The organism is Allofournierella massiliensis (assembly GCF_964241245.1).
Lineage (GTDB): Bacteria > Bacillota > Clostridia > Oscillospirales > Ruminococcaceae > Allofournierella > Allofournierella massiliensis.
On sequence record NZ_CAXSWZ010000006.1, the window covers coordinates 109,805 to 134,073 of the forward strand.

General features: G+C 55.6%; 23 protein-coding genes. 19 read left to right on the forward strand and 4 right to left on the reverse strand.

The window, feature by feature from the left end:
• Window positions 1-84 precede the first annotated feature (84 nt).
• The 7 genes from ACESYO_RS05120 (at window position 85) to ACESYO_RS05150 (ending at window position 6,842) form a co-directional block, all read left to right on the forward strand.
• Window positions 85-840, forward strand: coding sequence for a LytR/AlgR family response regulator transcription factor (locus ACESYO_RS05120; RefSeq protein ID WP_373209440.1), 756 nt, complete (start codon window positions 85-87; stop codon window positions 838-840).
• Window positions 837-1,202, forward strand: a complete 366-nt coding sequence (locus ACESYO_RS05125; protein ID WP_058962748.1) for a hypothetical protein — start codon at window positions 837-839, stop codon at window positions 1,200-1,202. Before ACESYO_RS05120 ends, ACESYO_RS05125 begins: the two co-directional genes overlap by 4 nt.
• A 368-nt stretch (window positions 1,203-1,570) precedes the next feature.
• Window positions 1,571-3,013, forward strand: coding sequence for a helix-turn-helix transcriptional regulator (locus tag ACESYO_RS05130; protein WP_242959467.1), 1,443 nt, complete (start codon window positions 1,571-1,573; stop codon window positions 3,011-3,013).
• Between the two features lie 234 nt (window positions 3,014-3,247).
• Window positions 3,248-4,399 carry a hypothetical protein gene (locus tag ACESYO_RS05135; RefSeq protein ID WP_132587296.1) on the forward strand — a complete coding sequence of 384 codons (1,152 nt, stop codon included), beginning with the start codon at window positions 3,248-3,250 and terminating at the stop codon, window positions 4,397-4,399.
• Between the two features lie 82 nt (window positions 4,400-4,481).
• Window positions 4,482-4,682: a hypothetical protein gene (locus ACESYO_RS05140; RefSeq protein ID WP_058962745.1), complete on the forward strand. Its 201-nt coding sequence runs from the start codon at window positions 4,482-4,484 to the stop codon at window positions 4,680-4,682.
• Window positions 4,683-4,844: 162 nt separating this feature from the next.
• Window positions 4,845-5,729, forward strand: coding sequence for a mechanosensitive ion channel family protein (locus tag ACESYO_RS05145; RefSeq protein ID WP_058962744.1), 885 nt, complete (start codon window positions 4,845-4,847; stop codon window positions 5,727-5,729).
• A 408-nt stretch (window positions 5,730-6,137) separates the two neighbouring features.
• The gene (locus ACESYO_RS05150) at window positions 6,138-6,842 is read left to right on the forward strand and encodes a hypothetical protein (RefSeq protein ID WP_204722079.1); all 705 of its coding nucleotides are present in this window, start codon (window positions 6,138-6,140) and stop codon (window positions 6,840-6,842) included.
• A gap of 143 nt (window positions 6,843-6,985) precedes the next feature.
• Here the strand turns inward: ACESYO_RS05150 and ACESYO_RS05155 are convergent, their stop codons facing one another.
• Entirely contained in the window at window positions 6,986-7,201 is a 216-nt protein-coding gene (locus tag ACESYO_RS05155) for a hypothetical protein (RefSeq protein ID WP_058962742.1), read from the reverse strand.
• A 289-nt stretch (window positions 7,202-7,490) separates the two neighbouring features.
• Here ACESYO_RS05155 and ACESYO_RS05160 point away from each other — a divergent pair, with 289 nt between their 5' ends.
• The 6 genes from ACESYO_RS05160 (at window position 7,491) to ACESYO_RS05185 (ending at window position 13,429) form a co-directional block, all read left to right on the forward strand.
• On the forward strand, window positions 7,491-8,249 hold the full coding sequence (locus ACESYO_RS05160) for a class I SAM-dependent methyltransferase (protein ID WP_058962741.1): 759 nt from the start codon (window positions 7,491-7,493) through the stop codon (window positions 8,247-8,249).
• A gap of 203 nt (window positions 8,250-8,452) precedes the next feature.
• Window positions 8,453-9,208 (forward strand): TraX family protein, encoded by a 756-nt coding sequence (locus tag ACESYO_RS05165; RefSeq protein ID WP_058962740.1) that lies wholly within the window; start codon window positions 8,453-8,455, stop codon window positions 9,206-9,208.
• Window positions 9,209-9,357: 149 nt separating this feature from the next.
• Entirely contained in the window at window positions 9,358-10,026 is a 669-nt protein-coding gene (locus tag ACESYO_RS05170; RefSeq protein ID WP_373209439.1) for a lysoplasmalogenase, read from the forward strand.
• Window positions 10,027-10,157: 131 nt separating this feature from the next.
• Window positions 10,158-10,532: a DUF3795 domain-containing protein gene (locus ACESYO_RS05175; RefSeq protein ID WP_373211213.1), complete on the forward strand. Its 375-nt coding sequence runs from the start codon at window positions 10,158-10,160 to the stop codon at window positions 10,530-10,532.
• A 10-nt stretch (window positions 10,533-10,542) separates the two neighbouring features.
• Window positions 10,543-10,896: a hypothetical protein gene (locus ACESYO_RS05180; RefSeq protein ID WP_373209437.1), complete on the forward strand. Its 354-nt coding sequence runs from the start codon at window positions 10,543-10,545 to the stop codon at window positions 10,894-10,896.
• A gap of 469 nt (window positions 10,897-11,365) precedes the next feature.
• A complete protein-coding gene (locus tag ACESYO_RS05185; protein WP_373209435.1) occupies window positions 11,366-13,429 on the forward strand; it encodes a glycogen synthase in 2,064 nt (687 codons plus the stop codon).
• Between the two features lie 175 nt (window positions 13,430-13,604).
• Here the strand turns inward: ACESYO_RS05185 and ACESYO_RS05190 are convergent, their stop codons facing one another.
• The 3 genes from ACESYO_RS05190 to ACESYO_RS05200 form a co-directional block, all read right to left on the reverse strand.
• Window positions 13,605-14,063 (reverse strand): hypothetical protein, encoded by a 459-nt coding sequence (locus ACESYO_RS05190; RefSeq protein ID WP_346672375.1) that lies wholly within the window; start codon window positions 14,061-14,063, stop codon window positions 13,605-13,607.
• A gap of 5 nt (window positions 14,064-14,068) precedes the next feature.
• A complete protein-coding gene (locus ACESYO_RS05195; RefSeq protein WP_373209434.1) occupies window positions 14,069-15,301 on the reverse strand; it encodes an AfsR/SARP family transcriptional regulator in 1,233 nt (410 codons plus the stop codon).
• Between the two features lie 339 nt (window positions 15,302-15,640).
• Window positions 15,641-16,495 (reverse strand): tyrosine-type recombinase/integrase, encoded by an 855-nt coding sequence (locus ACESYO_RS05200; protein ID WP_373209433.1) that lies wholly within the window; start codon window positions 16,493-16,495, stop codon window positions 15,641-15,643.
• Between the two features lie 254 nt (window positions 16,496-16,749).
• Here ACESYO_RS05200 and ACESYO_RS05205 point away from each other — a divergent pair, with 254 nt between their 5' ends.
• From ACESYO_RS05205 to ACESYO_RS05230, 6 genes are all read left to right on the forward strand, one after another.
• Entirely contained in the window at window positions 16,750-17,271 is a 522-nt protein-coding gene (locus tag ACESYO_RS05205; protein WP_373209432.1) for a hypothetical protein, read from the forward strand.
• The gene (locus ACESYO_RS05210) at window positions 17,261-21,403 is read left to right on the forward strand and encodes a fibro-slime domain-containing protein (protein ID WP_373209431.1); all 4,143 of its coding nucleotides are present in this window, start codon (window positions 17,261-17,263) and stop codon (window positions 21,401-21,403) included. The genes ACESYO_RS05205 and ACESYO_RS05210 overlap by 11 nt, the downstream gene beginning before the upstream one ends.
• A gap of 21 nt (window positions 21,404-21,424) precedes the next feature.
• Window positions 21,425-22,060, forward strand: a complete 636-nt coding sequence (locus ACESYO_RS05215; RefSeq protein WP_373209430.1) for a hypothetical protein — start codon at window positions 21,425-21,427, stop codon at window positions 22,058-22,060.
• A gap of 45 nt (window positions 22,061-22,105) precedes the next feature.
• The gene (locus ACESYO_RS05220) at window positions 22,106-22,621 is read left to right on the forward strand and encodes a signal peptidase I (RefSeq protein ID WP_373209429.1); all 516 of its coding nucleotides are present in this window, start codon (window positions 22,106-22,108) and stop codon (window positions 22,619-22,621) included.
• A gap of 115 nt (window positions 22,622-22,736) precedes the next feature.
• Window positions 22,737-23,420 (forward strand): SipW-dependent-type signal peptide-containing protein, encoded by a 684-nt coding sequence (locus ACESYO_RS05225; protein ID WP_373209428.1) that lies wholly within the window; start codon window positions 22,737-22,739, stop codon window positions 23,418-23,420.
• A gap of 45 nt (window positions 23,421-23,465) precedes the next feature.
• Window positions 23,466-24,155, forward strand: coding sequence for a SipW-dependent-type signal peptide-containing protein (locus tag ACESYO_RS05230; protein ID WP_373209427.1), 690 nt, complete (start codon window positions 23,466-23,468; stop codon window positions 24,153-24,155).
• The last annotated feature ends 114 nt before the right edge of the window (window positions 24,156-24,269 follow it).

Genomic DNA, 24,269 nt, shown 5'->3' on the forward strand with positions numbered 1-24,269 from the left:
TCTTGGCAAAAGAACAAATTTCTTTGTACTGGTGGTCCTCAGCTTTTTCTCAGCAAACAAAGTGCTTTTTGCAAATAGTTTATTATGTTGCGTTATATTGGTGCGGAAAGGTGGGGAAAAATGATACGGATTGCGATATGTGACGATGAAGAACGGGCCGTTGCTTCGACTGAAAAAATCGTCAAGACTTGCTTACAAGCGCAAGGCATCGGCTGTGAAATAACGACCTATACCCAAAGCCGGAACTTGCTTTACGACATAACCGATGATGGCTTTTTCTATGACCTGATTTTGCTGGACATTGAAATGCCGGGGATCAGCGGCATGGAAATCCCTCAGCAGGTCAAAGGGTTTCTGCCCAATGCCAGAATTATCTTTGTGACCTCACATACGGAGTATGCGATTGATGCATTTGAACTGTCCATTTTCCGCTATGTGCCGAAAAATAATCTGGAAACGAAGCTGACCGCCGCTATAACTGATGCCGCCAAACTGATTGAGTTGGAGGCTGGACAGGAATACACGATTCAGACCGCAAACCACATGGAGAAGATTCCCTACAAGGATATTTTCTATATCCAACGGGACGGCAAGAATTCCAGTATCGTGTCCAGCGTTGGAACTTCAAAAGTACGAAAGAGCTTGCAGCGGGTATTTGATGAACTGAATGCACCGGAATTTATTTTTATTGACCGTGGTTATATCGTCAATATCGTCCAGATTATGAAGGTCAGCGATAGCATTGCCATACTGAAAAACGGCGATCAGCTACCCATCAGCCGCTCCCACTTGCAGGAAGTCAAGCGACAAATCAATCAATTTTGGGGGGCGCATATATGATGGATTGGGTACGGGTGGTTTCTTGCCTTTTCACCAATGAACTGCGCCTGTTTTTAGGGGTTTATCTCGTGGCAAGGCTGACGGATTTTTCTTTGGAGCGGAAAGCATTGTTGCTGACCGGTGCTGGTGGATGCCTTGCCACCATTCTGCAAGCGGCGTCGTTACCCACCATCGGCGTAATGGCCGTTGAAGTATTGGTTATCACTGCGGTTGCATGGTATTATCAACGGAAAAAAATGAATTATAAGATAGCGTTGTTAGCGTATCTTTTTGACTGCGTTGTGGTCTTTTTTGATTTGTTTTCGGGAAAAGATCATCCGCTGTTGTGTTGGATTGTACCGCCGCCGAAAGACCTGTGTTAAGCGCGCAAGGGAAACTATAAGGGAAAACTTTATGGCCGATACGCACGGACCACACAGCCCCGGGACACCAGCGGGAGGCCATTTTTCGGATCGGCTTTGATCTTTGAAAATCACTTTTCTGACGTTTCTTGTTGTGGTATAATATTTCCTCCCGTATTATGTGTTTGGAATCAGTTGTAGTTCCCTGACGTTTCTTGTTGTGGTATAATGGGCCGTCAGAAATTACAATAAAGTATAGCCACTTGGACAACAAACAAGAAGTAAAACGAGAACGGCCCCTAAGATGGTTACAGGTGCCAGAGCAATGATATGAGTGCAGTATACTCATGCCATATGGAGGAGCAATGGAGAGAAGGAAAACGCAGGCTATGGCGTCGCATAGCGCCATATTTTTATTGCTGAGTATTTTTACATTTGTGTTTCTTGGTTCGGAATATCTATATGTCAATATGGTCTCCCGCATTGTCGAGGAAAGCCAGACGGTCATTGCACAAAATTATGCGCTGGGCGTCAATGCCCTTGGATTTCTTATATACCCGCTGATAAACCGCTCTGTCCGCGAGAGGAACAAGACGATCCTTATATTTTCCCTATCGTTCCTCTCCATTATCTGCATATTTTTGATCCAACAGCACATCTCGTTTTCCGTCACGCTTGCGGCAGGCGTGGTTCTGTTTCTGTTGCTGGGCGTTTTTGGCGGCTCCGTTCATTATCTGGCTGCCTGCACGATCCGGACCGAACGCATAGCCGGCCTGGTGGGAATCTCCTACGCGGCCGGCATCCTGCTACAGTACGCAAACAACAATTTGGTAAATATAGAGATCGCGGAGGCCGCGGTACTCTCTGTTTCCCTTGCGGTACTGAGTGTTTTGATCATGCGCACACGCCGCATCCACAAAGAAGCACTCGCATCGGATGAAACGGCGCCGCTCCGAACCGCGCTCCGCCCCGATGAAATGTCCAGAAAGAAAATACCGGCGGGACTGCTCCTGGTACTTCTGGTGGCCCTGATGGCCTGCGTATTCAGCACATTGGATAACGCGATCACCCTGGGCCATGCGGCGGGCACGATGGACATCGGGCAATGGCCCCGTATGCTGCTGGCCCTGAGCGGCCTGGCTGCCGGTTTCCTCTTTGATATCCGGAAAAGAAAATATATGACGCTGATGATGTACTGCGTGATGGTGCTCTCGGTGCTGTGTGTGATTGTTCTCCGGTGGGGCGGGCCATTCCTGACCGGAGTAGCGGTCGCCTATGTGGCCTCCGGATTTTTTGTCGTGTTTTTTACCACCAGTTTTTTGGAGCTCGCTGCCTGTATGCGCCTGCCGGACCTCTGGGCCGGCATGGGACGGGCGGTGAATAATCTCGTGGCGGCGCTGGTTACCAACGGCTCGGTGACGCTGCTCCTTGCCGGCAGGAGTATTACGCTGATCGTCCTCATGCTGGTGCTGTTTGTCGCGGCCAGCATCCTGATGTTTGCCTACACGGTCAAGGCTCATGCCGTATTGGCGCCGCCCCCGGCTCCGGCGGCGGGCTACACGCCGAAGGAAAAGTTCTCTTCCTTTGCCAGCCTCTATTCATTGACTGACCGGGAGCGGGATGTGCTGCAGTATTTACTGGTCTCGGACGGCAGCGTGCAGGATATCGCGCAGCAGATGGCCCTTTCCCGTCCTGTGCTGTATCGCCATATCAGAAGCCTGAATGAAAAGACCGGAACCCAGAGCCGGATCGGCCTGCTGCAGTTCTATTATGAGTGGATGCCGGAGAACAAGGGCGTTACCCCTGAAAAAAGCCCGGATTTCAAGGCGTGAGACAAATGTACCCCCCCTGTCATTCGAAAAAAACGATGTAAAATAAAAAAAGAGACAAATGTAACCTTATATTTTAAGGCCATCTATGCTACGCTTTCCACAGATACTGGCGCAGCATCCCGGCCTACGACAAACCGCGTCAGGATCTCCTGGCGCGGTTTTTTGCGTCCACCCCGTCCGCAGCGGTGTGGGACGCTCAGGCCAGGCAGTCGCTGTATAAGGAGGAAATGAAATTTGAGAAAAACAGGATCTATTTTAGTGGCCCTGCTGCTCCTGTTTGGCCTGACTGCCTGCGGCGGTCCGGGAAACGAACCGGAGAGCGAAAGCGTGCCGAAGGGAGATGGTCAGATAACATCGGAGCCTGCCCCATCTTCCCGGGAACCCGCGGTGTCGATCACGGAAACGGCGGCCAGGACTGTGGATTTGGAACTGTATGAAACCCCAGATTTCAGCATCCAGATTCCCAAGGGCTGGACGGTCACCAGCGGCGGTACAGGGATGTATCACTCCATCCGGATTCAGGACCCCGCTGAGCCCCTCAATCAGATGTTCGTTCTCTTGAAGGCGGATATCCTGCTCCACAGTCAGGAGGGAAAGGACGCCTGGACCTATTATTCCGGCGTGACCGGTATGCCTGATATGCAGATATTTGCCCAGGCTCCCGTGCTGTCCAGCCCATCTACAGAGAATTTTTATCAGATCTTCCCGCAGTACGCCGACTTTGCCGCCCAATATGGCCCCGGCTATGCCGGCTATACCTTCCCCCAGTTTGAGGCCTTCACTGTGACCGAGCGTTTCCCGTCCACCGGCAGCCTGAGCGCCTACGCGCTGGGCGATGAGCTGCTGCGGGCCACCTTCACCGAAGACGGCAGAGAGGGAGAGGGGATGTTTGCCGCGTCGGTCGTGGATTTTGGCAGTGTTCCCATCGCGGCCGGCCCGCCGGTAGGCTACCAGCTCCCCCAGGCGGACGGCGGGTATTATATGGCGTATAACATCATGGCGGTCACAGCGGCCAAGGACACCTTCGTTGAGTGGGAGGGCATTTTGACCGAGAGCCTCGGCACACTGGAGTACTCGGAAAACTTTGTAAACGCCACCATCCAGGCGGGGCAGGAAGTGGTACAGCAGGCCATGGACTTCAGCCGAAATGCAAACGAGGTGCTGAACGGGATCATGTCTTCCTGGAAGGCGCGAGACACCAGCGTGGACATCCAGAGCCAGAAGCAGAGCGACGCCACATTGGGATATGAGCGCGTTTACGACACGGAAACAGGTGATATCTACCGGGCGGAGAACGGCTGGAGCGACAGCTATTCTGGGGAGCGCTATCAGCCGGTGACGGAAGACGAGATGTACGTACAGCCCATCAGCGGCTATATTGAGTGAAAACTGCCCTGCTTACAACGACAGGTAGCTGCATTTTTTTAGTAGATTGTTTAGGAAAAATGAATGATATGCCCGGCGGTATGTGCTCCTGGTGATTTATGATGTGCTGGACGGCGAGAGGGTGACTTACCAAAAGGGAGAGGAGACCATTGTGGCCAAAGCGGAGGCATACGGTAATCCCAGCACCTTTTCCATCTCTGCTGAGGAGCAGGAGATGGGTACCGAGCTGAAGGTCACCCTGCTGCAGCCCTGCGAGGGCTTGTCCAAACAGGGAAAAGAGTGAGCCATAACCGCCGTGGCGGATCGTACGGTATCTGGAAAACGAGCTTTTGATACACAGCAGCGTGGTCCAGATCACCAGCGACTGCTGGTCACTCCGCCTGACCATCCATCGGGGCCGTCCCACACAAGCACACAGCATTGTCAGAAAGGAAGGAAACAAACGATGAAAGAAAAACAAAGCATTATTAAGTTCCTGATTCTGGCGGTCATCCTGGCAGTGGCCCTGACCGCCGGCTTTGCCACTGGTGCCATGAAAACGGCGGCCCTGACCGCCGACTGGACCCTCAGCCTGAGGGCTATCCTGCGTCTGGCGGCCATGGCGGCAGGGGTGCTGCTGGCGGAGTGGGTGGCGGAGTTCTTCTTGACCCTCTGCAAGCCCAGGACCCACCGGGCCCGGTCCATCCTCTCCATCACCCGTAGCCTCCTGCGCTATGCCGCAGCCATTGTCATCCTCTGCTGTGGTCTACACCTCCTGGGTGTGAATATTCTGGCTATTGTGGCCAGCCTGGGTGTTTTGGCCTTAATCGTCGGCTTTGCCGCCGACAGCATCATCGCCGACCTGGTCACGGGCGTGTTCATCCTCTTTGATAGCCAGTACAATGTGGGGGACATCATAGAGGTGGACGGCTTCCGGGGCGTGGTGACGGACATCGGCATCCGCACCACCTCTATCACCGACGCCAGCGAGAACATCAAGATTGTAAACAATGCGGATATGCGGAACATCCTCAACCGTTCCGACCACGTGTCCAAGTCCTTTTGCGACATCTCCATCCCCTATACCTGTGATCTGGAGGCACTGGAGGAGAAATTCCCGTCCCTGCTGGAGGAGATCCGGCAGAAGCGTGCGGACGTCATGTTGGACACGCCGGTCTACCTGGGGGTGCAGCAGCTGGCTGACAGCGCCGTGGTGCTGCGTTTCTGCGTGGACGTGAAAGAAAAGGACATCTATGGCGGTGCGCGGATCCTCAATCGGGATCTGCTCTTGGGCCTGCGCCAGCTGGGTGTGGAGTGCCCCTTCCCCCAGCTGGACGTCCACTCTATGTGAGCCATGGGCGGGCAGAATCTGCGGAACGCGCCGCCGATGGAGCGGAGCGCACCGCCAAAGGAATGGAAACTTCCCCCGGAGTTCATCCTGCCCTGGGAGCCTGGCGTCCCGGAGGAGCCCCGCCCCGGGGCGGAGGCGGCCCCGCTTCCCCCGGAGTTTCAGGGCGGCGGCAGGGGTGCGCCCCGGAATCGGGAGCGCCGGCGGGGCTGGCGGATACTGGCCTCCGTCGCCATGGCCCTTCTGTTGACAGTAGCGGCCGCCGTCCCGGCAGCGGAGCTCCCCTCTCCCGAGCCGCCGACGTCAGCCGGGGACCCGCTCCCCACGGTGCCGCCGGAGACCACGCCTCCGGGCGGAGAGGAAAGCCCCGGCCCAGTCCAGACGCCGGAACCCATCACTTTTTTCTCGGCCATGATGAACGGATCCGAGGGTTTTTTGCAGGTGGCCTTCCCGGAGCCAGAGACCATTGCCTCGGCCAAGGTCACCCAGTTTGACACCATCACCCAGCGTCCTTTTTATGAGGATACTTTCGGTGAGGGCATCCCCCGGGCGGACATCGATGCCGGGCTGTATACCGCTTTCTATGTGGTTTATCCCCCGGATTTCGACGACTACTGGGCAGAGGCGGGGGCGGACACCTACCCCACCTTTGAGATGCGTCTGACGGTGGAACGGGTAAATGGGGAAACGGAGACCTACACCGCTGCCGACTTGGGCCGATGCCCCCAGCTGCGGGGAGAGTATGATGAAACAACCAACACCGTGACGATGAAGGTCTGGTGGGACGACGGGGAGGACTTCCCACAGGTGGTGCCCGTCGCGCCGGAGCAGGCCGAGGGCGACACCCTAAGCGTCACCGTCTATGTGGACGGGGAGCCCCTGCCGCCGGAGGCCTATGCCCTGAGCCAGGTGCGCGAGGAATCCCAGTACTCCACCTCGGACAATCCAGATGTGCTTCTGACGAGATACACCTACATCACCGTGGCCACCGCCTCCCTGCCCCAGCCTCTGGCTGCGGAGTCCGCCCTGAGCTGCGCCGTCCACATGACCCTCTCCGGCCAGCCTTTTACCTATAGTCTGCCTATCAGCACTGCCCCGAGGGACATCTACTGGTAAGTTTTTATGATGAGTAATTTGTATCAACTGAGTCCAGTGTTTCATCGGACAAAGGCATCCGATATTGGTGTGGTCGACTCCATGGCCTTTGCAAAAGCGCATATGCATATGAAAAGGCAGGTATTGCCGTCGCAATACCTGCCCTAGTGGCAAACGGTATAATGCTGCTCGGCATCCAGCACCGCATCGGTATCCTCCAGTGGGCAGTCACCGGCAAACAGTTCCATACAGCCTTGCTGCTCCAGTTCCATGAGCCTGCGAAGGATCTGGTCATATTGGCGGTAGGAACCGTTGAGAGGCTCTTTCGTCTGTGCCGCCAGCGGGCCGCAGATGGGGCAGATGAGATTCTCCTTTTCCATCGGTATCCCTCCTTACTTTATGATCTCCTGTTCCAGATTCATAGTATCACGGTTCGCGTGAAATATCATCTCGACATTTTACGGATTTGAAATATCTTTTTTGTTAAGCCATGCCAACAAACCGGTCAACCATTGGTTGGCCGGTTTTTCTGTACATGGATATAAAATGTTTCGGGGTATTTTCGGGCGTTGATGAGAGCTTGAACTAGTGACTACCGGTTTTCGGCTCTTTTTTGCGTTTAGCATCGGGAAGCGACACTGTTCCCATAAGCAATTCCGGAGGAATAGCATGAGTGAATTAAAACAAAACTATTATGGCAGCCTGTGTACTGAAATGTACGAAATCTTACATGAACAGGCGCCACAGGACGAATTGAATTTTTATCTTTCCTATGCAGAAAAGGGAAAGAAAATCCTGGAACCCCTTTGCGGCAGCGGACGGTTTCTGGTTCCGTTTTTAAAGCGTGGCTTTGACATCAGCGGGATGGATTTGTCAGGAGAAATGCTGGCGAAATTAAAACAGAAAGCGCCGGACGCAAAAGCGATACAGGCGGACATCATCAACTATGCCGTACAGGAACAGTTTGATTATATTTTTATTCCCTCCGGCTCCGTCTCACTGTTTACAGACATGGGGATGTGCCAGAGAATTTTGCAGAAGATGAAAGAATTGCTGGCTCCCGGCGGGAAATTTGTGTTTGCAGTGGATACCGTCTTTGACCGATGTGAAGAGGACAGCGACTACAAAGTAAATGTTTCGGTGAAGACAAAAGAGGGGTATGACTTGGTCCTGAAAGGGAAAAACCACTACGACGAAAAAAGTCAGACGCAGTTTTCCCCGTCCATTTACGAACTCTATCACGGAGCAGAATTGCTGCAAAGTGAAACCATGGATTTTCAGACACACCTGTACCGATACGGGGAGATGGACGAATATCTGCGGGGGTGCGGCTTTAAGAGCATATCCGTCTATTCCAATTATCAGAAAGAACCCGCTGTCAATGACCAGTGCGAAATGTTTATCTATGAGTGCAGCCAGGCACTTTGAGGGATTGGCCGCCTTGTCTGCCCGTTCAGCGGGACGGAGGGCGGCGGTCAGGGCCGGGAAGAAACCCGGTCATTTCAGCTTTGACGGTTGCCCGCTGTTCCGCCACGCATAAATCGAACAGTATGGAAACAGGGAGCCGCCTGCTGTCATGCCGCTGTATTCCAATCATAACGCATAAGAGAGAAATGAAGGAAGCTGATCATTTGGAAAAGAAAAAATTGGGGATAACCTCGTTTGGTCTGCATGTTTTTGCCATGGTGTTCATGCTGCTGGACCATTTATGGGCGACGCTTTTGACCGACCAGCACTGGATGACAAACGTTGGAAGGCTGGCGTTCCCGATCTTTGCGTTTCTGATCGCGGAAGGATATTTCCGTACCCGAAATGTTAAAAAATACATGGGCAGATTGTTTGTTTTTGCTCTCATCTCGGAAATTCCGTTTAACCTTATGACAGGGGGCGGATGGTTCTATCCGTATCATCAGAATGTATTATGGACGTTCCTGATCGCGATTGTGTGCATGATCGGCATCGATAAAGCAAAGGCAAGCGGCAGGAATATCGCGGTAAAAATTATATGGATCCTCCTGATCGTGTTTGGAGGATGGCTCGCGGGAACGATCACCTTTGTGGACTATTATGGCTTTGGCGTCCTGACGGTTCTCACCTTCTATGCGTTCCATGGGAAAAGATGGTGGGATTATTTCGCCCAGATAATTATTTTGTATTATATCAATGTGGAATTGCTGGGAGGATTGTATTTCGAAGTAAATATATTCGGCGTCACATTGGAGATTGTGCAGCAGGGGCTTGCGCTGCTGGCGCTGCCGATTATCTGGCTGTACAACGGAGAACGTGGATATCACAAAAAATGGTGGCAATATTTTTGCTATGCGTTTTATCCCCTGCACATGCTGGTGCTGTACCTCGTTTTTCTGCTGTATGTTACGCTTCATTGATGAAAGGGGCATGGTTCCGGCAGAGCCCGGAAACCGGGGCTTCGCAGGGTATCCAAAGGCCATGCCGGATTTTTGGGCAGGGCATAAATTGACGGCCGGGCGTTTTTTTCCTATACTGAAGGTGGAATAATGCAAGGGGGGCGCGGCCTATGCGCATACCATACATCGTGGGAATGGGAGCGGCCTACACCGCCGCTTTGTGGCTGCTGATTCGGCGGCTGCGCCTGCCGGGTCGGGGCTATCTGCCCGAAAAAACACTGTGCAGCCTTCTGTTTGTGGCGGTGGCGGCGGTGTGCGCTGCCCTGGGCAGCCGTCCCGAAGCCTTCTGGCGATTGCTGCCGGCGCTGCTGTGCTGTGTGGCGGGGGATGTGGTGCTGGCGCTCTACAACAACCTGCGCCGTCCGGGCCTGTTTCTGGCCGGGCTGGGGGCCTTTCTGGCCGGACACACCCTGTTTGTGTGGGGCCTGTGCCGGCTGCAGCCCATGGGCTGGCCGGTGCCGCTGGCCGCGGTGCTGGGGGCCGGCAGCGCGGTGGTGCTGTCCGGCATGCCGGGAATGCACACCGGGCGGATGCGCCCCTGGGTGGTGCTTTACGCAGCTTTTGTCTCGGCGCTGCTGGGCAAGGGGCTGCAGCTGGCGTTCGACATGGGCCAGCCCTGGTGCTTTCTGGTGCTGGCCGGGGCGGTGCTGTTCTGGATCTCGGATCTATTGATCCTGTTTTTGTATTTTTACCCTTCCAGGCACCCTGCCGTGCACATCGCCAATCTTCTGACCTACTACTATGCCATGTTTCTGATCGCGGTCAGCCTTGCGTTCTGAAATTTGTCAAAGACAGAGCGCCAAGCCGGTCAACCAGTGGTTGGCCGGCTTTTGTATCCGAAAGAAAAAGAACGGTGAGGGTTTATGGAGGAAGGAAAATGACGTTAGAGCAACTTGTGGCACCCTGCGGAATGAATTGCGCTTTGTGCCAGGCCTATCAGGGCAAGGGGCTTGCCTGCAATGGATGCGGCCATGGCGGAGAAAGAAAAGCCTGCCGGAACTGCTCCATTCAAAAATGCGCAGGCAAGAAAGCCTTTTGCTTTGAATGTGCCGTATACCCGTGTAAAAGGCTGAAAGCACTGGACAAACGGTACCGCACAAAATACCACATGAGCATGCTGGAAAACCTTGCATTCATTCAGGCAAATGGGCTGGAAACATTTGTGCGGCAGCAGAATGAGCGGTATCGCTGCAGCCGGTGCGGAAAGCTGCGGACGGTGCATCAGGATTACTGTATTCACTGCGCAGCAACAGACAGAGCAGCTGGGATAAAACGGAAAAAATAGAATTGGCGCCATGCGGCGGATTTCACAAAGCAGAAAAGACGGACGGCTGATGGGCCTGTCCGTCTTTTTTGGATTGCCTGCCTTTTTTTCAAAACATACTCTGGCCAGGAATTTATCCGGCTTTTCCCAGGCGGGAATAGTAAAACGTCAGAGCAAAAGTGGCCAGGCAAACAAGGGCATCCGTTCCCGTCATGGATGGCCCGATGATACGCAGCCGGTCCATGAAGGTTATGGTGATGAAGATCAGCAGGGCACTGGCTGCGACGGAGACAAACAGCAGCCTGCCGGAAAGCCCGGGCCGGAACAGAGCAAGCAGAATTCCGCAAAGCCCGGCCGTAATATTCAGACCAAACAGCAAAGGTAAAGGGTGTGCTGCATGGGGGCGGGCTCCTTTTCCCGAAGGGGAAAAACGGTGGGTGTGGCGGGCAGCGGCCCGCATCTTCTGTTCCCAGTATACCTGCCGCAGGGCGAAAAAGCGGCTGGCTGACCAACAAAATCCGGGGTGAAATCTGCGTCTGCTCTGCCAAAATAAAACTTTATTTGGCTGAAATGCCGCCCGGCAATTGCAATTCCGGCGGGAATATGCTAACTTTTTTTATAGGGCAACACCGCACAACGCACGGCTGACGCCTCAGGGCGGCGCATCACGCCGGACGGCTCCGACGTGCTCCGCCACCGGAAATGATGCGGTATTGCCACAGGAACCCGGGAGTGCGATCTGTCGTGCTCCCATGCCGGCGCCCTTTTCAGGAACGGGCCGAAGGGGGAACCTTAGGGGAAGCCCGTGCATCCCGCGCCGTCGGCACGATCACCATTTGAAAGGAAGAGTTGTTGTGGCACAGAAAAAAGCGCAGTCCAATCCGAAAAAGACCGCCGAAGCAAAAGGTGCTTCGACTTCCGCTAAAAAAACGGCGGAGCCTGTGAAAGCGGTTCCCGCCAAGAGTGAACCCGTGACCAAAACCGAGCCCGCCGCCAAGGCAGAGCCTGCAAAGAAAGCCGAGCCCGCCGCCAAGGCGGAGCCCGCCAAGAAAGCCGAGCCCGCCGCCAAGGCGGAGCCCGCCAAGAAGACCGAGCCCGCTGCCAAGGCGGAGCCTGCCAAGAAAACCGAGCCCGCCGCCAAGGCGGAGCCCGCCAAGAAAGCCGAGCCCGCCGCCAAGGCAGAGCCTGCAAAGAAAGCTGAGCCCGCCGCCAAGGCAGAGCCCGCCGAAAAGGCGGAGCCCGCTGTTGAGGCTGAGCCCGCCAAAAAGACAAAGACCGCCGCCAAAAAGCCTGCGGCGAAAAAGGCAAAGCCTGCCGCCAAGAAGGCGGAGACCGAAGCCCAAAAGCCTGTGGCTGAAGAGGCAAAGCCCGCCGAGCCCGTGGCTGAGGTAGCCGCACCGGTGGCCGAGCAGCCTGCCGCGCCCGTGGCGGAGCCCGCACCCGCTCAGCCCCAGTACGACACCCCCCGCAGAAGCGTGGCCTTCATCGGCTCCGAGTGCCATCCTTTCGTCAAGACCGGCGGCCTGGGCGACGTGATGTACGCGCTGCCCCGCGAGCTGGTGAACCAGAACTGCGACGTGCGGGTCATCCTGCCCCGCTACGCCTGCATCCCGCAGAAGTATCAGGACAAGATGGTCTACCGGGGCGAATTCTACATGGATCTGGGCGAGACCGGCCGCAGCTACTATGTGGGCATCATGGAGTACATCTGCGACGGCGTGGTCTACGACTTCATCGACAATCAGGAGTTCTTCACCGATGGCAACCCCTATGTGAGCCTGGTGGACGACATTCCCAAGTACTGCTTCTTCAGCAAGGCCGCGCTGGCTGCGCTGAATTACATGAACTGGATTCCCGACGTGATCCACTGCCACGACTGGCAGGCCGCGCTGGTGCCGGTGTATCTGCGCACCCTGTTCAAGGATTCTCCGGTGGGCCGCGCCAAGACCGTGCTCACCATCCATAACCTGCGGTTCCAGGGCATCTACAACATTCCCACCATCCGCTACTGGAGCGGGCTGCCCGCCGAGGTGTTCAACATGGGCGCTCTGCAGCAGGCCTGGCGGGACGCCAACATGCTCAAGGGCGGCCTGGCCTACGCCGACCGGATCACCACCGTGAGCAACACCTACGCCTGGGAGATCCAGACCCCGGAATACGGCGAGCAGCTGGAGGATCACCTGCGCTACCACAGCTACAAGCTGCGGGGCATCGTGAACGGCATCGACTACGGCATGTGGAACCCGGCCACCGACCCGGCGCTGGCGGTGAACTACGACATCACCAACGTGCTGGAGCGCAAGCCCCAGAACAAGCTGGCCCTGCAGAAGGAGCTGGGCCTTGTGGAGGACGAGGGCAAGCTGGTGGTTGGCCTGATCTCCCGCCTGACCAACCAGAAGGGCCTGGATCTGGTGAACGCCATCGTGCCCCAGATCATGGACGGCAACACCCAGGTGGTGGTGCTGGGCACCGGCGACAAGGAATATGAGGACACCTTCCGCTATTACGAGAACGCCTACAAGGGCATGTTCAGCGCCTGCATCCAGTACGACGAAGCCCGCGCCCACCGGATCTACGCCGGTGCGGACGTGCTGCTGGTGCCCTCCCGCTTCGAGCCCTGCGGCCTGACCCAGCTGAACGCCATGCACTACGGCACCCTGCCCATCGTGCGCGAGACCGGCGGCCTGAAGGACACCGTTCAGCCCTACAACGTGTTCAACGGCGAGGGCAACGGCTTCACCTTCGACCGGTACGATGCCGGCCTTCTGCTGGACGCCATCAACCGGGCCAAGACAGAATACTTCACCAGCCGCTACCACTGGGACGAGGTGGTCCAGCGGGATATGGCCAAGGATGTTTCCTGGGCAAACTCTGCCCGCCAGTACAAGGATCTGTATCTGGAGCTCACTCCCTGGTAATCAAAACACACAAAACCGGGCCGCCTTTGCTGCGGCCGGAAATCACAAAAAGGCAGGCACCGATTGGGCGCCTGCCTTTTTCTGTGTGCGGAAGAATCTGCGCAGAAGAAAAAACGCCGGATGCGGGGCGACTCCCACGCATCCGGCGAATGCTTTTAAAAAAGAGCACAGCCGCTCAGGCCATGTACTCCCGCATCAGGTGCAGCAGCTCAATGTCGCTGCGGAAGCTCTGGCGGCCGGCGGGCATTTCGCTCCGGCCGGGCACGATGATCCGCCCCTGCATGCTCTGGTTCTGGCGGTAGAGGATCTCGATGGTAAAATGCCCCAGTTTGCGGGCGGTCACCGGCTGGGCCGGAACCAGCCGCGGCGGATTGGAAACCCCGGAGCCGAAGCTGTTCAGCCGGTCGGTGCGCACCGGGCGGCCCAGCTGGTCGCACAGGGTATCCAGCAGGGCGGTGAGCTGGGCAAAGCTGGAAAAGGCGAAGGGCGACACGCTGCCGCACAGCGGAATTGCCACCCCGGCGAAGCTGTCCTGCTCGCGGCCGGTCACCTGAATCAGCACGCTCACCGGGCCGTAGCCGCAGAAATGGGGGATGGGCTCGCTTACGGAATAAATGCTGGAAAAATCGTTCATAGGGCTCACACTCTTTCTGATTGGGGCTGCCATACCCCGCTGTTGGGGAAGGGCATGTCGGTTTCCACGGTTTGCAGGGAATGGCGCAGCGCCACCCCGCGCACCGGCTGCTGCCGGTAACGGGCCTGAATGCGCTGGTCCACAATTTCGCAGTTTTCCCGGTCGGTGCCGATGAGCAGCACCAGGAACCGGTCCCGCCCGTGTTGGGTGAAGGCGTCGCCCCGGCGCAGGCTGTTGTGAATTGCGCCGGACAGAAGCGGCGCGGCCTGGGCGATTTTCTCGGTGTCGGTCAACGCGTGGCCCTTGGGGTCCACCAGCCAGTACAGCAGCAGGCAGGCGCTCTGGCCGGTGCGCTCGATCATGCGGCAGCACATGCGGTATACATCAATAAAGCTGGGGTAGCTGCAATAGTAGGCGCCCCGCTGGTGCTCGGCCTCCCGCAGCTGGTTGTTCAGCTCGAAGATGGTCTCGTGGCTGTCCTGATTGGCAAGGCTCAGCAGCTGGAACCGGCGGGTCAGCTCGGCGCTGGGCTTCACCACAAAATCCTCGGTCAGGGTGCGGATGGCCTGGTCGTATACCTGCTTTGCCTCCTGGTACCGCTCCAGATTCATCAGGCAGTCGATGCGCAGGCAGAAGAATTCCTCCAGTGGATGCAGCGAGCTTGCCCGGGTGGCAATGCTCAGCAGCTGCTCCCACTGGCCCCGCTCCGGCAGCAGCCGGGTGAGGGAATCCAGACAGTTGAAATAATCCATCCGGTATTTGGCGGCGGTGGTCACGGCCCAGTCGTCCATGGCCAGATGGGGCAGAAAGTCGCCGGAATACAGCCGCTCGGCCTCCAGCAAAAGCTCCAGCCGCTGCTCGTCGTCCGCCGTCTGGGCGGCCTGGGTCAGGCAGTCCTCAAAGCGGGCCACATCGGTGAGGATGGGCACCGGGCAGGTGAGGGTATATTGGCCATTCTTCAGCTGCACGCCCACATCGCCGGGCAGCGCGGCCTTTTTCAGCCGGCGGCGCAGCTGGGAAATGGTCACGTTCAGATTGTTGGCCGGGTCGCTGGTGGAATCGTCCACGAAGAAGGCGTCCATCAACGTGTTGCGGGAAACACCGGCCGGGTACCGGAACAAAAGGAATTGCAGCACCCGCATGGCCTTGGTGGTACAGTTGTCCATTGGGAGGGGCTGGCCGCTTACCCAGATGGAAAACTCACCGAATAGTTTAACAAAAATTGTGTCCTGTGTCATTGTTGCGCATCACCTCCGGCAGCGGGACAGCCGCAGAAAATCGAAAACGGTGAAGCGCGCACAACAAAATAACTATTTTGTTGTTTGCCCCACCGGCGTTTGCTTTATTCCTATATAAAATAATAGAGCATATCCGGTTTCTTTTCAAGTAATTCCGCTCTTTCCTCCCGGTTAATCTGAAATGAAGACGCAAAAAAACAGGCCGATGTTTATCCCTTTGAACCTCGGCTTGGTGGAAATCGGCCTGATGCGGACGGATATGGGGTATTTGCGGCTTTTTCTGGGGGAGTCGGCTGATCCACCTTTCTCAAGTGGGGAATTCAAACAACAAAATAGTTATTATGTGACAAGCAGCCCCAATTGTTCGATCTGGCGGGCGTGAATCAGCCCGCTTTCCATGGTGTAAATGCGGGTGGTGGCGGTGCTGGCATGGCCCAGCAGGTCGGCCAGACGCACCAGATCGTGCTGGGCGGCATAGTAGGTGCGGGCGAACAGATGCCTCAGATTGTGGGGGAACACCTTCCGGGCGCCTACCCCCGCCGCGCGGCACAGCTCCTTCATGGCGCGCCAGATGTTGCTTCGGTCCAGCGGGTGGCCGGTTCGGGTGGTGAACACCGGGCCGGTCTCCTTTTTTTGTCCCGCCAGATACCGCCGCAGCGCCTGGCACAGCTTTTGGGGCAGAAAAACCGTGCGCCGCTTGCCCTTGTTGTTCACCTCGGCGTAGCCCTGCCGCGCCGCCTGCGCGGTGATGTATTGCAGCTCGCTCACCCGGATGCCGGTGGAGCAGATGGTCTGCAGCACCAGCGCCAGCCGGGTGTCGCCCCGGCGGCGGGCCGTCTGCACCAGCCGCAGATACTCCGCCCTGGTCAGCTCCCGGTCCCGGCAGCAGAACATCTGCCGCTGAATGCGCAGCGGCCGCAGCCGCAGCTGGGGCAGCCGGGCATACATCAGATACCCGTTCACCGCCGCCAGCATGGAATTCACCGTGGCGGGGGCGTAGCGCTCGCCCAGCTGAGCCTTCCAGGCCAGCAGAGCGGTTTTGGTCAGCGGGCGGCCCGCCAGAAACGTTTGCAGGCTGGTAAGATCCCGGCGGTATTTCTTCAGGGTGCTCCGGCTGCGTTCCCGCTCCGCGAGCCAGCCAAGATACCCCTGCACCCGGCGCGGGGTGAGCGCGGTGTTCTTTGCGTTGGGCAAAATTGATCCTTCCTTTCTTTATTAATATGGTCTCAATTCCATTGTACAACATCCCGGTTAAGGTGTTCTGATTCTAACAGCAAAATGTGAATAAAATAGAACCCCGGCGAGCTTTTTACCCAAAAAAGCCGCCGGGGTTTTTGTCTGCTTAAAAAAAGATGAAATTTTTGTGCCGGTTTTTAAGTGGATTTTAAGTGCCGTGTGGGATAGTATGCTCAAAGCTTTGAGGAAGACGAGGTGAAGAGCATTTGAACATGGAAGGTTTCCATTCCGGGGCGCCGAACCTGTGCCGCGTGTGCGTGGATGCATGGGCGGGCGGCGAAGTGACCGGCAGGCTCTATCACTGTTATTCCAGGCAGCCGGAGCCCATCGGCCGCATCAGCGACGTGCTGGACAGTATCGACCGCCTGTGCGACCGGCTGAACTATCCGGCCAGGACCCAGCAGCCCAGGCACTTCGGCCCGGAAAAACCGAGGCCGCAGACTACACAGAAAAAGGTGGAACCGCAGATGACAAGAGAAGAGCTTGCTAAGAATAAGGGAAAGATGGCCACCTTTGTGGTGCATGTGATGTATCGCCAGCATTCCACCTGGCAGGGCAGCGTGACCTGGGCCGAAACGGGAGAGAAAGCGAATTTCCGCAGCGCGCTGGAGCTGATCAAGCTGATGGACAGCGCGGTGGAAGCGACCCTTGGGGATGAGTCGCCCTTACAGGAGAAACCCGATTTTGCACATCCAACGAATCCGGTTAGGGAGGAAACAGACTATGAAGCATAAAATGTGGAGCCGTTTACTGAGCATGGTGCTGGCCGTGCTGATGATCACCAGCATCGTACCCACCAGCGCCTTTGCCGAGGCGGCCGGTGAAATTGCGGCCGGCCAGGTAACCAGCGAGCTTCAGGAAGAGGAAGTGGCCCAGCCGGAACAGCCCGACAACGAAACTCCCGTGGAGCAGCCTGCCCAGACGGCTGAGCCTACCGCCGAGCCCGCGCCGGAGCCCACCGCCGCGCCGGCTCCCACCGAGGAGCCTGTGGCGGAACCCACTGCGGAACCAACGGCCGAACCTGAGCAGACCCCGGAGGGCACTGCTGTGCCCGACGCAGAGCCCACGGCGACGCCTCAGGCCACGGAGATTCCCGAGGGTACCGCTGTGCCCGACGAAACGCCCGCGCCCGGCACGAGCCCTGCGCCCAGCGCCACGCCGGAACCCAGTGCAAGCCCTGTGCCCAGTGCAAGCCCTGTGCCCAGCGCAAGCCCTGTGCCCAGCGCGACTCCTGTGCCCAGCGAAACCCCGGTGGTTCTGAATGCGGAGGAATATACGGAAAACGCCCAAACAGCCGACGGTATTGTGGTGGAAGTGATCGTGCCTGCGGAATCCCTGCCCGAAGGCGCCGAGCTGAAGGTGGAGCGCCGGGAAGAGGGCGGCGACGCCTACGAAAACGCCGCTGCCACGCTGGAGCAGAACGGCGTGGAGTTCGACAGTCTGGTGGTTTTGAACGTGCGCTTTGAGTGCGACGGTCAGGAAGTAGAGCCTGCCCATCCGGTGCAGGTGAAGATCGCCGCCAGCGATCTGTTGCCGCAGGATGTGGACCCTGCCACCGTGGCGGTGCAGCACCTGAAGGAAAATGAGGATGGTACCGTGACCGTGGAGAGTGTGGCGGCCGCGGAAGAGGGCGCCGCCGAAGTGCAGGCCGAGGCCCCCGCGCCGGAGCAGACCGGCACAGTTACGACGGATGGCTCCCAGCTGGTTGCCGAGTTCACCGTGAGCAGTTTTTCCGATATTACCATCACCGGCATCGCCGCCAGAACCATTGATAAAAACATCAGGTATACCGCCGAGAATGGCCAGTTTCTGAAAATCAGATATGGCGCGCTGGACAACACCGATATTTCGGTTAAAAATCCTGTTGCATCGAAGAGCGGGATTGCGGTGGGCACCGAATTTGATCTTAACGATTTGTACAAAGAACCGGAGGAAAGCGGATATCGGTATCTGGGGGCGTATATAGATTTTCAGGCTGACGGATACAAATATCCGGTGGCGGAGATCGGATATTTGGATTTGGACCCGAACGATGGCACGGACGCGACCTGGTATTATAAGGGGCCGGACGACACCGAGTGGAAAATAATGCCCTATCAAGAAGACGCGTGGGACAAGGGAAGCATCTGGTTTGTGTATAGGTGTTTGGTAGAGGTGGATGAAGATCGCATAATGAGCGATGACGGCATCAGCATCAACCTGTATAACTACGATGAGAGGATCAATTTTGAGATACAGAATAAAGATGCCAATTTCTATTTTAAGGATAGTTTTTATCCTGGGGGGACATTTCCTGTTCCTGGGGACAATGATGCGCTCAGTGATTGGACGGGGTCTGCTATTGCGCGTCAGGGAATCGTGGAGAATCAGCTGGCAAATGACGGATACCCGGTCTTTGTAAATATGGCGAATAAAGAATGCCCAATGGGCGAATTTCTGTTCCTTGATAAGTATCTGACTCATAAAAATCTGACGGGTTTGTTCGAAAAGGATGAGAATGGATATTACAGCTATGACAGTAGCCAAAATTTCGCCACGGTGCAACAAACGGATAAAACAGATGGTGGACAGTTTGTGGTTTATGAAAAGCCGTTTGGTGAGTCCGACAATAAAGGGCAGCCTCATTTCATGCCGTATAATGATATTTATTATAACAACCAGCAAAAAGTGGTTATGGTCGGAGACAAACCGAAGGATTTTCACTTCGCCATGACCATGGACTTCACCTTCTTGCAGCCCGCGGGCGGCAAAATCAATAATGAGCCGATGATCTTTGAGTTCAACGGCGACGATGACGTGTGGGTCTTTATCGACGATGTGCTGGTGCTGGATCTCGGCGGCATCCATGACGCAGTGGGCGGCAGCATCAACTTTGAAACCGGTGTGGTGACCGTGGAAAAGGCACTGGTGCGCAATGAGACACCGTCAAAAGCGGAGCAAAAAACCACCACGCTGCGGGCACTCTTTAAAGAGGCGCTGGGGGAGAATAATCCCCTGATCGATGAATATTTTGCGGAAGGCTCGAATACCTTTAAGGACTATACCAGCCACAGCTTCAAGTATTACTATATGGAACGCGGTGCATACGCCTCCAACTGCGAAATCAAATTCAACCTGCCCACCCTGCCCAAGAGCGATCTGGCCGTGGGCAAAACAGTCACGCAGCTGGGTTATAACCCGGATGTGACGAGCAATACCGATTTTACCTTCCAGCTGAAGAAGGATGACCAAGCACAGGTCAGAAAGACGTATCAGGTGTACAGCCTGGATGCCTACACTGCAAACCCGCAGGACCCGGGAGAACCGCTGCAGAAAGATCGGAAAACGGATCAGTATGGCCGCTTTACCCTGCAGCACAATCAGGTGGCGGTGTTCAAAGAGCTTCGGGTAGTCGGTGCTGAGAGCGGCTATACAGTAACCGAGCTTCTGGAGGATAAGCCCCTGTCGATTGCGGTCAGCAGCGTTTATGTGAACGGCCAGCTCAGCACTAACAATACGGCGAGCTTTGAAAACAGCAGCTACGCATTGTTCAACAACTGCATCCGGGACAAGAGCGAATACTCGTTTGCTCTGGTCAAGAAATGGAAGAATCAGAACGGTGAGGATCTGGCCGCCAACGCGGAGATTCCCTTCGATGAGCTGAAAGTGACAGTGGAGCAGGTATACAAAACCGGCAACGGAAACGGGACTGAGGTGCTCAACAGCGATACGCTGGTGCTGACCCCCACATCGCCCCATATCCCGTGGAGAGATTTCTATGAGGGGGATCTGAAAAACTACACCTCCTTCCGGGTGACGAAGGAAGAAGTCTATGCAGGCGATGAACTGATCGTGACCTATACATACAATTCGGACGGCGACTGGACCCCAACGTGGAAGGAAGAGGAATATAAAACAACGTATGCCGGCTGGTCCATGGGCGAATTTGAATTCAGCCGAAATTACCAGGATTTGCAGGCGACGGCGGAGCTAAAGAAGCCAACGGAAGGGAAATTCACCTTCTCCGCCGGTGGGTACTTTGTGGCCCAAAAAGGCACGAATGCCCTGATCTGGACACCCTGGCTGGAGAATCTGAGCAATGAGGCCAGAAACGATTATGTTAAAGCGGCCATTCAGGCTGCATTAGCAGGCGAGGACGGATTTAATACCGAGACCAATTGGTATTTTTACGATGATGCAAATCTGCCGGACGATTTGAGAAAGGTTAAAGAGGAAATCACCGCAGCATACAGCGGGGAAACCGTGACCATCACCCTCAACGATCCTAATGTGTGCGAGCAAGTGGCGCACGGGCCCTTTGTGTTTAAAACGTTGGACGATGTTGCCCCGATCAGCGCCTCGATCAGCAATGTTCTGAATGAGGGATACCTGAAGATCACCAAGACGCTGCAAAATACCGACGACACCTCCTTCTCGGGCTTTGGCGGCGGCAAGGACGTGTTCAGCTTTAAGATCACAGGCAAGGACGGCAAGACCTGGTACATGCATGTGAACGGCAACGGCGACGCCACGACCGCCACAGTGGATGGCACGCAGGATACCCTCACGCTGAATGCAGGCCAGTACACCGTTACCGAGCTGGATAACATCAATTATGAGTTTGAGAGTGTTACCGATGACAATGGCGGAACTGAGGACCCGGGCAAAAAGAGCATCCAGGTGACCATCTCCAGCGATAAGACCACCACCGTTTCCTTCGTCAACAAACGCAAGGAGGACCCGGGCATCACCGACGGCAGCGGCGTGATCAATAAGTTCACACAGAATGAGGATGGAACCATCACCATTACCGGTGTCCCTGTGAAAAAGCCAGGCGGCGACGATGATACCGAGGTAACCGGCAACCCGAACACCAGTGGAAACTAACCGGAAAGGAGCGAGAACAGAATGAAACATTTTATCAAAGCACAGGCAAAGTTTCTGATCACCGTTCTTACTCTGGTTGTGCTGCTTGGCGTGGGTGCGACGGTAGCCTATCTGCAGAGTACCACAGGAACGTTAACCAATACGTTCGAGATGGTGGAACTGGACACCCGTATTGAAGAGACGGTGAACCCCGACGGAACCAAGAATGTTGTGATTGCCAACACCGGAAAGTCCAACGCCTATGTTCGCGCCCGGATCATGGTTTCCGGCATTGCCCCGAAAAACGTGGAGATTACCACTGATTCGACCAGGACGCAAGCAGAAGCTGGTAAGATTCTTCTGGTTATGCCGAATGCAGGGGCGGAGGCAGATAAAAAGTGGAAGCGGCTCAATGAAACTGCTCCTGCAACTTACTCGGATGACTGGTACTATTTCTGCGAGAAATTGCCGGGGACGGATGAGGCGCCGGATGATCCGGCAAATTCGGATCAGGCAAAGCGGCGCAAGACCAGCGCCCTTTTGGAAAAGGTTTACTTCGGCGACGATGTAAATCCAAACGAGATCACAATCACCATCACCCACGAAAGTGTGCTGGCGGTGCCCGGCGATAAAAATGATCCCGCCGGGATTAAAAAGGTCTTCGATGCACCCAAATAAATAAAATATACGGCATAACCGAACATTCAATTCAGGAGGACCGGAATGGTCAAAAAAATCTGCAATTTCTTATCCACGATCATTCTGGTCGTATTGCTGGCGGCTGCCGCCGTCATCCTTGTACCCATGCTTTTGGGGTACAGGGAGATGGCGGTGCTCTCCGGCAGCATGGAGCCCACCATCCCGGTGGGAAGTCTGGTGTACGTCAAGCCGGTGGAGGCCAGCGAGCTGGAAGTCGGCGACGTGTGTACTTATTATCTTTCCGACGGCGAAACCTTCGTGACCCACCGGGTGATGAGCATCGATCCCGATGCCCGGACTCTGGTGACACAGGGCGACGCCAACGACACTTCGGATGGTGATATCCAGTTCAGTCAGGTCTTTGGCCGGGCGGATTTTCATCTGCCTTACCTTGGTCTCGCCATCCAGAACATGCGCACCCCGGCGGGTATCATGGTTACCTGCGGTGTGGTTGCGCTGGTGATTCTGCTGAATTTCATTCCGGCGATCATCGATGTTGGGGAAGAGGAAAAAAAGCCGGAAAAAGCCGGAACGAATTAAAATTGAACCGTCGATTTTTAATTGGTTTTTAAGCGAAAGCCGGTATAATCCACACAGCAAGCAAAGATTATTTTTAAAACGACGATAAAAGTACAGAAAAAGGAGCGGAACGATTATGAAAATGAAAAATCTGCTGATCGGCGGCATGTCCCTGGCTCTGGTCGCCTGCATCTCTGTGGGCGGAACGTTGGCGTACCTCAGTGCACAGACCGGTACTGCCACCAACACCTTTACGATGAATGGTCTGACGCTGGTGGTATCCGAAACCGCGGATGCGGCCACCAGCAATGGGGATTACAAGCAAAAGCTGAAAAGCAACACGGAAGGGGAGGCAGGTACCGCTTCCGTAAGCACCCCTGAACTGGCAAAGGACCACGGCAATGGCATTGCGTATACGGATATTCTGCCCGGTGCCGTCATGAGCAAAAAGCCGGTGATCACCGTAAAAGGCAAGCACGCCGCATGCTATGTGTTTGCCTGTGTGGAAAACTCGAATGGAGATCTCACCATTCGAGGTCTGGATACGAAAAATTGGGAACAAGTTACTACTGCGAACGGAAAAACCCTGTACCAGTATGTTAATGGAAACGAAGATGCTGCAATCGTGCCCGTGGATAATGCTGATGTAGATCTTCCTGTGTTGTTTACCGAGGTAAAGCTCAGCGAGAATTTGACGGAAGCGGTAAAACTGGGCGATATTGTCATCAAGGGCTATGCCTATCAGGCCTATAAGAATGGCGAGCCCTGCTATGATGCTGCCCTTGCGGCAGCGAAAACCGCTTTTGGTTTTAATCAATAAGCAACTGCATCAAACGAGCTTGAAAAGGAGTTACTTACGAGATATATGAACAAGAAAAATATTCTGATTGCCGGCGCAAGTCTTGCTCTGGTGGCCTGCCTGTCCATCGGCGCCACGCTGGCTTACTTCACGGACCAGACCGAGAATGCGGAGAACGTATTCACCACAGGCAAAATTGATATCACCCTGATCGATGAAACCGAGAACAGCAACGGCTGGAAAGAGGGCGATAAGAACAGCAACGGTATTGTCTACAACGAAGTGATGCCCGGCGATATCCTGAGCAAGCGCGTTGGCTTCTCCACCGCTGCGGATGCTTCGGACGCCTATGTGGCTCTGAAGGTCAACGTGAACGTGAAGAGCATGCCCAATGCAACCACGGCGGTGAATGCGGATACCCTGCGGGAAGAGCTGATGGAGCAGATTCGGGGTCAGGTTGACTTGAGAAATGAACCCACAGAGCTCTGGAGCGAAAGCGCCACCCTCGCGGCCGATGGCAGCATGGTATTCTATTTCAATTCCAAAGTTCCCGGCGGCACCAATAACATGATTCTGTTTGACCACATCAATGCACCCGAAACCTGGGGCAATGAGTACGCCAATGTGGAGTTCACCATTGATGTGCAGGCGTTTGCGGTGCAGGCCGCCAATCTGACCGCACCCACCGAAACGGACAGCACCGCGGTGGAGCAGCTGAATGAGCTGATTGCCAAGGTGCCCATGCCCTTGGACTGATTTTTGGCGGGCAATCATTCCATAAATTGAACAGAAAGGGGCGGCGGCCATGAAAGCAAAGGCGCTGAGTGCCGTGGCTACGGTACTTCTGCTGGCGGTAATGGCCGTCGCCCT

What these genes read in the sequence shown, in the direction of transcription:
- ACESYO_RS05190 (WP_346672375.1), bottom strand. Translation starts at nt 14,063, where the DNA reads ATGAACGATTTTTCCAGCATTTATTCCGTAAGCGAGCCCATCCCCCAT.
- ACESYO_RS05205 (WP_373209432.1), top strand. Translation starts at nt 16,750, where the DNA reads ATGGAAGGTTTCCATTCCGGGGCGCCGAACCTGTGCCGCGTGTGCGTG.
- ACESYO_RS05225 (WP_373209428.1), top strand. Translation starts at nt 22,737, where the DNA reads ATGAAAATGAAAAATCTGCTGATCGGCGGCATGTCCCTGGCTCTGGTC.
- ACESYO_RS05180 (WP_373209437.1), top strand. Translation starts at nt 10,543, where the DNA reads ATGCGGCGGATTTCACAAAGCAGAAAAGACGGACGGCTGATGGGCCTG.
- ACESYO_RS05125 (WP_058962748.1), top strand. Translation starts at nt 837, where the DNA reads ATGATGGATTGGGTACGGGTGGTTTCTTGCCTTTTCACCAATGAACTG.
- ACESYO_RS05160 (WP_058962741.1), top strand. Translation starts at nt 7,491, where the DNA reads ATGAGTGAATTAAAACAAAACTATTATGGCAGCCTGTGTACTGAAATG.
- ACESYO_RS05210 (WP_373209431.1), top strand. Translation starts at nt 17,261, where the DNA reads ATGAAGCATAAAATGTGGAGCCGTTTACTGAGCATGGTGCTGGCCGTG.
- ACESYO_RS05230 (WP_373209427.1), top strand. Translation starts at nt 23,466, where the DNA reads ATGAACAAGAAAAATATTCTGATTGCCGGCGCAAGTCTTGCTCTGGTG.
- ACESYO_RS05220 (WP_373209429.1), top strand. Translation starts at nt 22,106, where the DNA reads ATGGTCAAAAAAATCTGCAATTTCTTATCCACGATCATTCTGGTCGTA.
- ACESYO_RS05195 (WP_373209434.1), bottom strand. Translation starts at nt 15,301, where the DNA reads ATGACACAGGACACAATTTTTGTTAAACTATTCGGTGAGTTTTCCATC.
- ACESYO_RS05120 (WP_373209440.1), top strand. Translation starts at nt 85, where the DNA reads ATGTTGCGTTATATTGGTGCGGAAAGGTGGGGAAAAATGATACGGATT.
- ACESYO_RS05215 (WP_373209430.1), top strand. Translation starts at nt 21,425, where the DNA reads ATGAAACATTTTATCAAAGCACAGGCAAAGTTTCTGATCACCGTTCTT.
- ACESYO_RS05155 (WP_058962742.1), bottom strand. Translation starts at nt 7,201, where the DNA reads ATGGAAAAGGAGAATCTCATCTGCCCCATCTGCGGCCCGCTGGCGGCA.
- ACESYO_RS05130 (WP_242959467.1), top strand. Translation starts at nt 1,571, where the DNA reads ATGGCGTCGCATAGCGCCATATTTTTATTGCTGAGTATTTTTACATTT.
- ACESYO_RS05145 (WP_058962744.1), top strand. Translation starts at nt 4,845, where the DNA reads ATGAAAGAAAAACAAAGCATTATTAAGTTCCTGATTCTGGCGGTCATC.
- ACESYO_RS05150 (WP_204722079.1), top strand. Translation starts at nt 6,138, where the DNA reads ATGATGAACGGATCCGAGGGTTTTTTGCAGGTGGCCTTCCCGGAGCCA.
- ACESYO_RS05170 (WP_373209439.1), top strand. Translation starts at nt 9,358, where the DNA reads ATGCGCATACCATACATCGTGGGAATGGGAGCGGCCTACACCGCCGCT.
- ACESYO_RS05175 (WP_373211213.1), top strand. Translation starts at nt 10,158, where the DNA reads ATGAATTGCGCTTTGTGCCAGGCCTATCAGGGCAAGGGGCTTGCCTGC.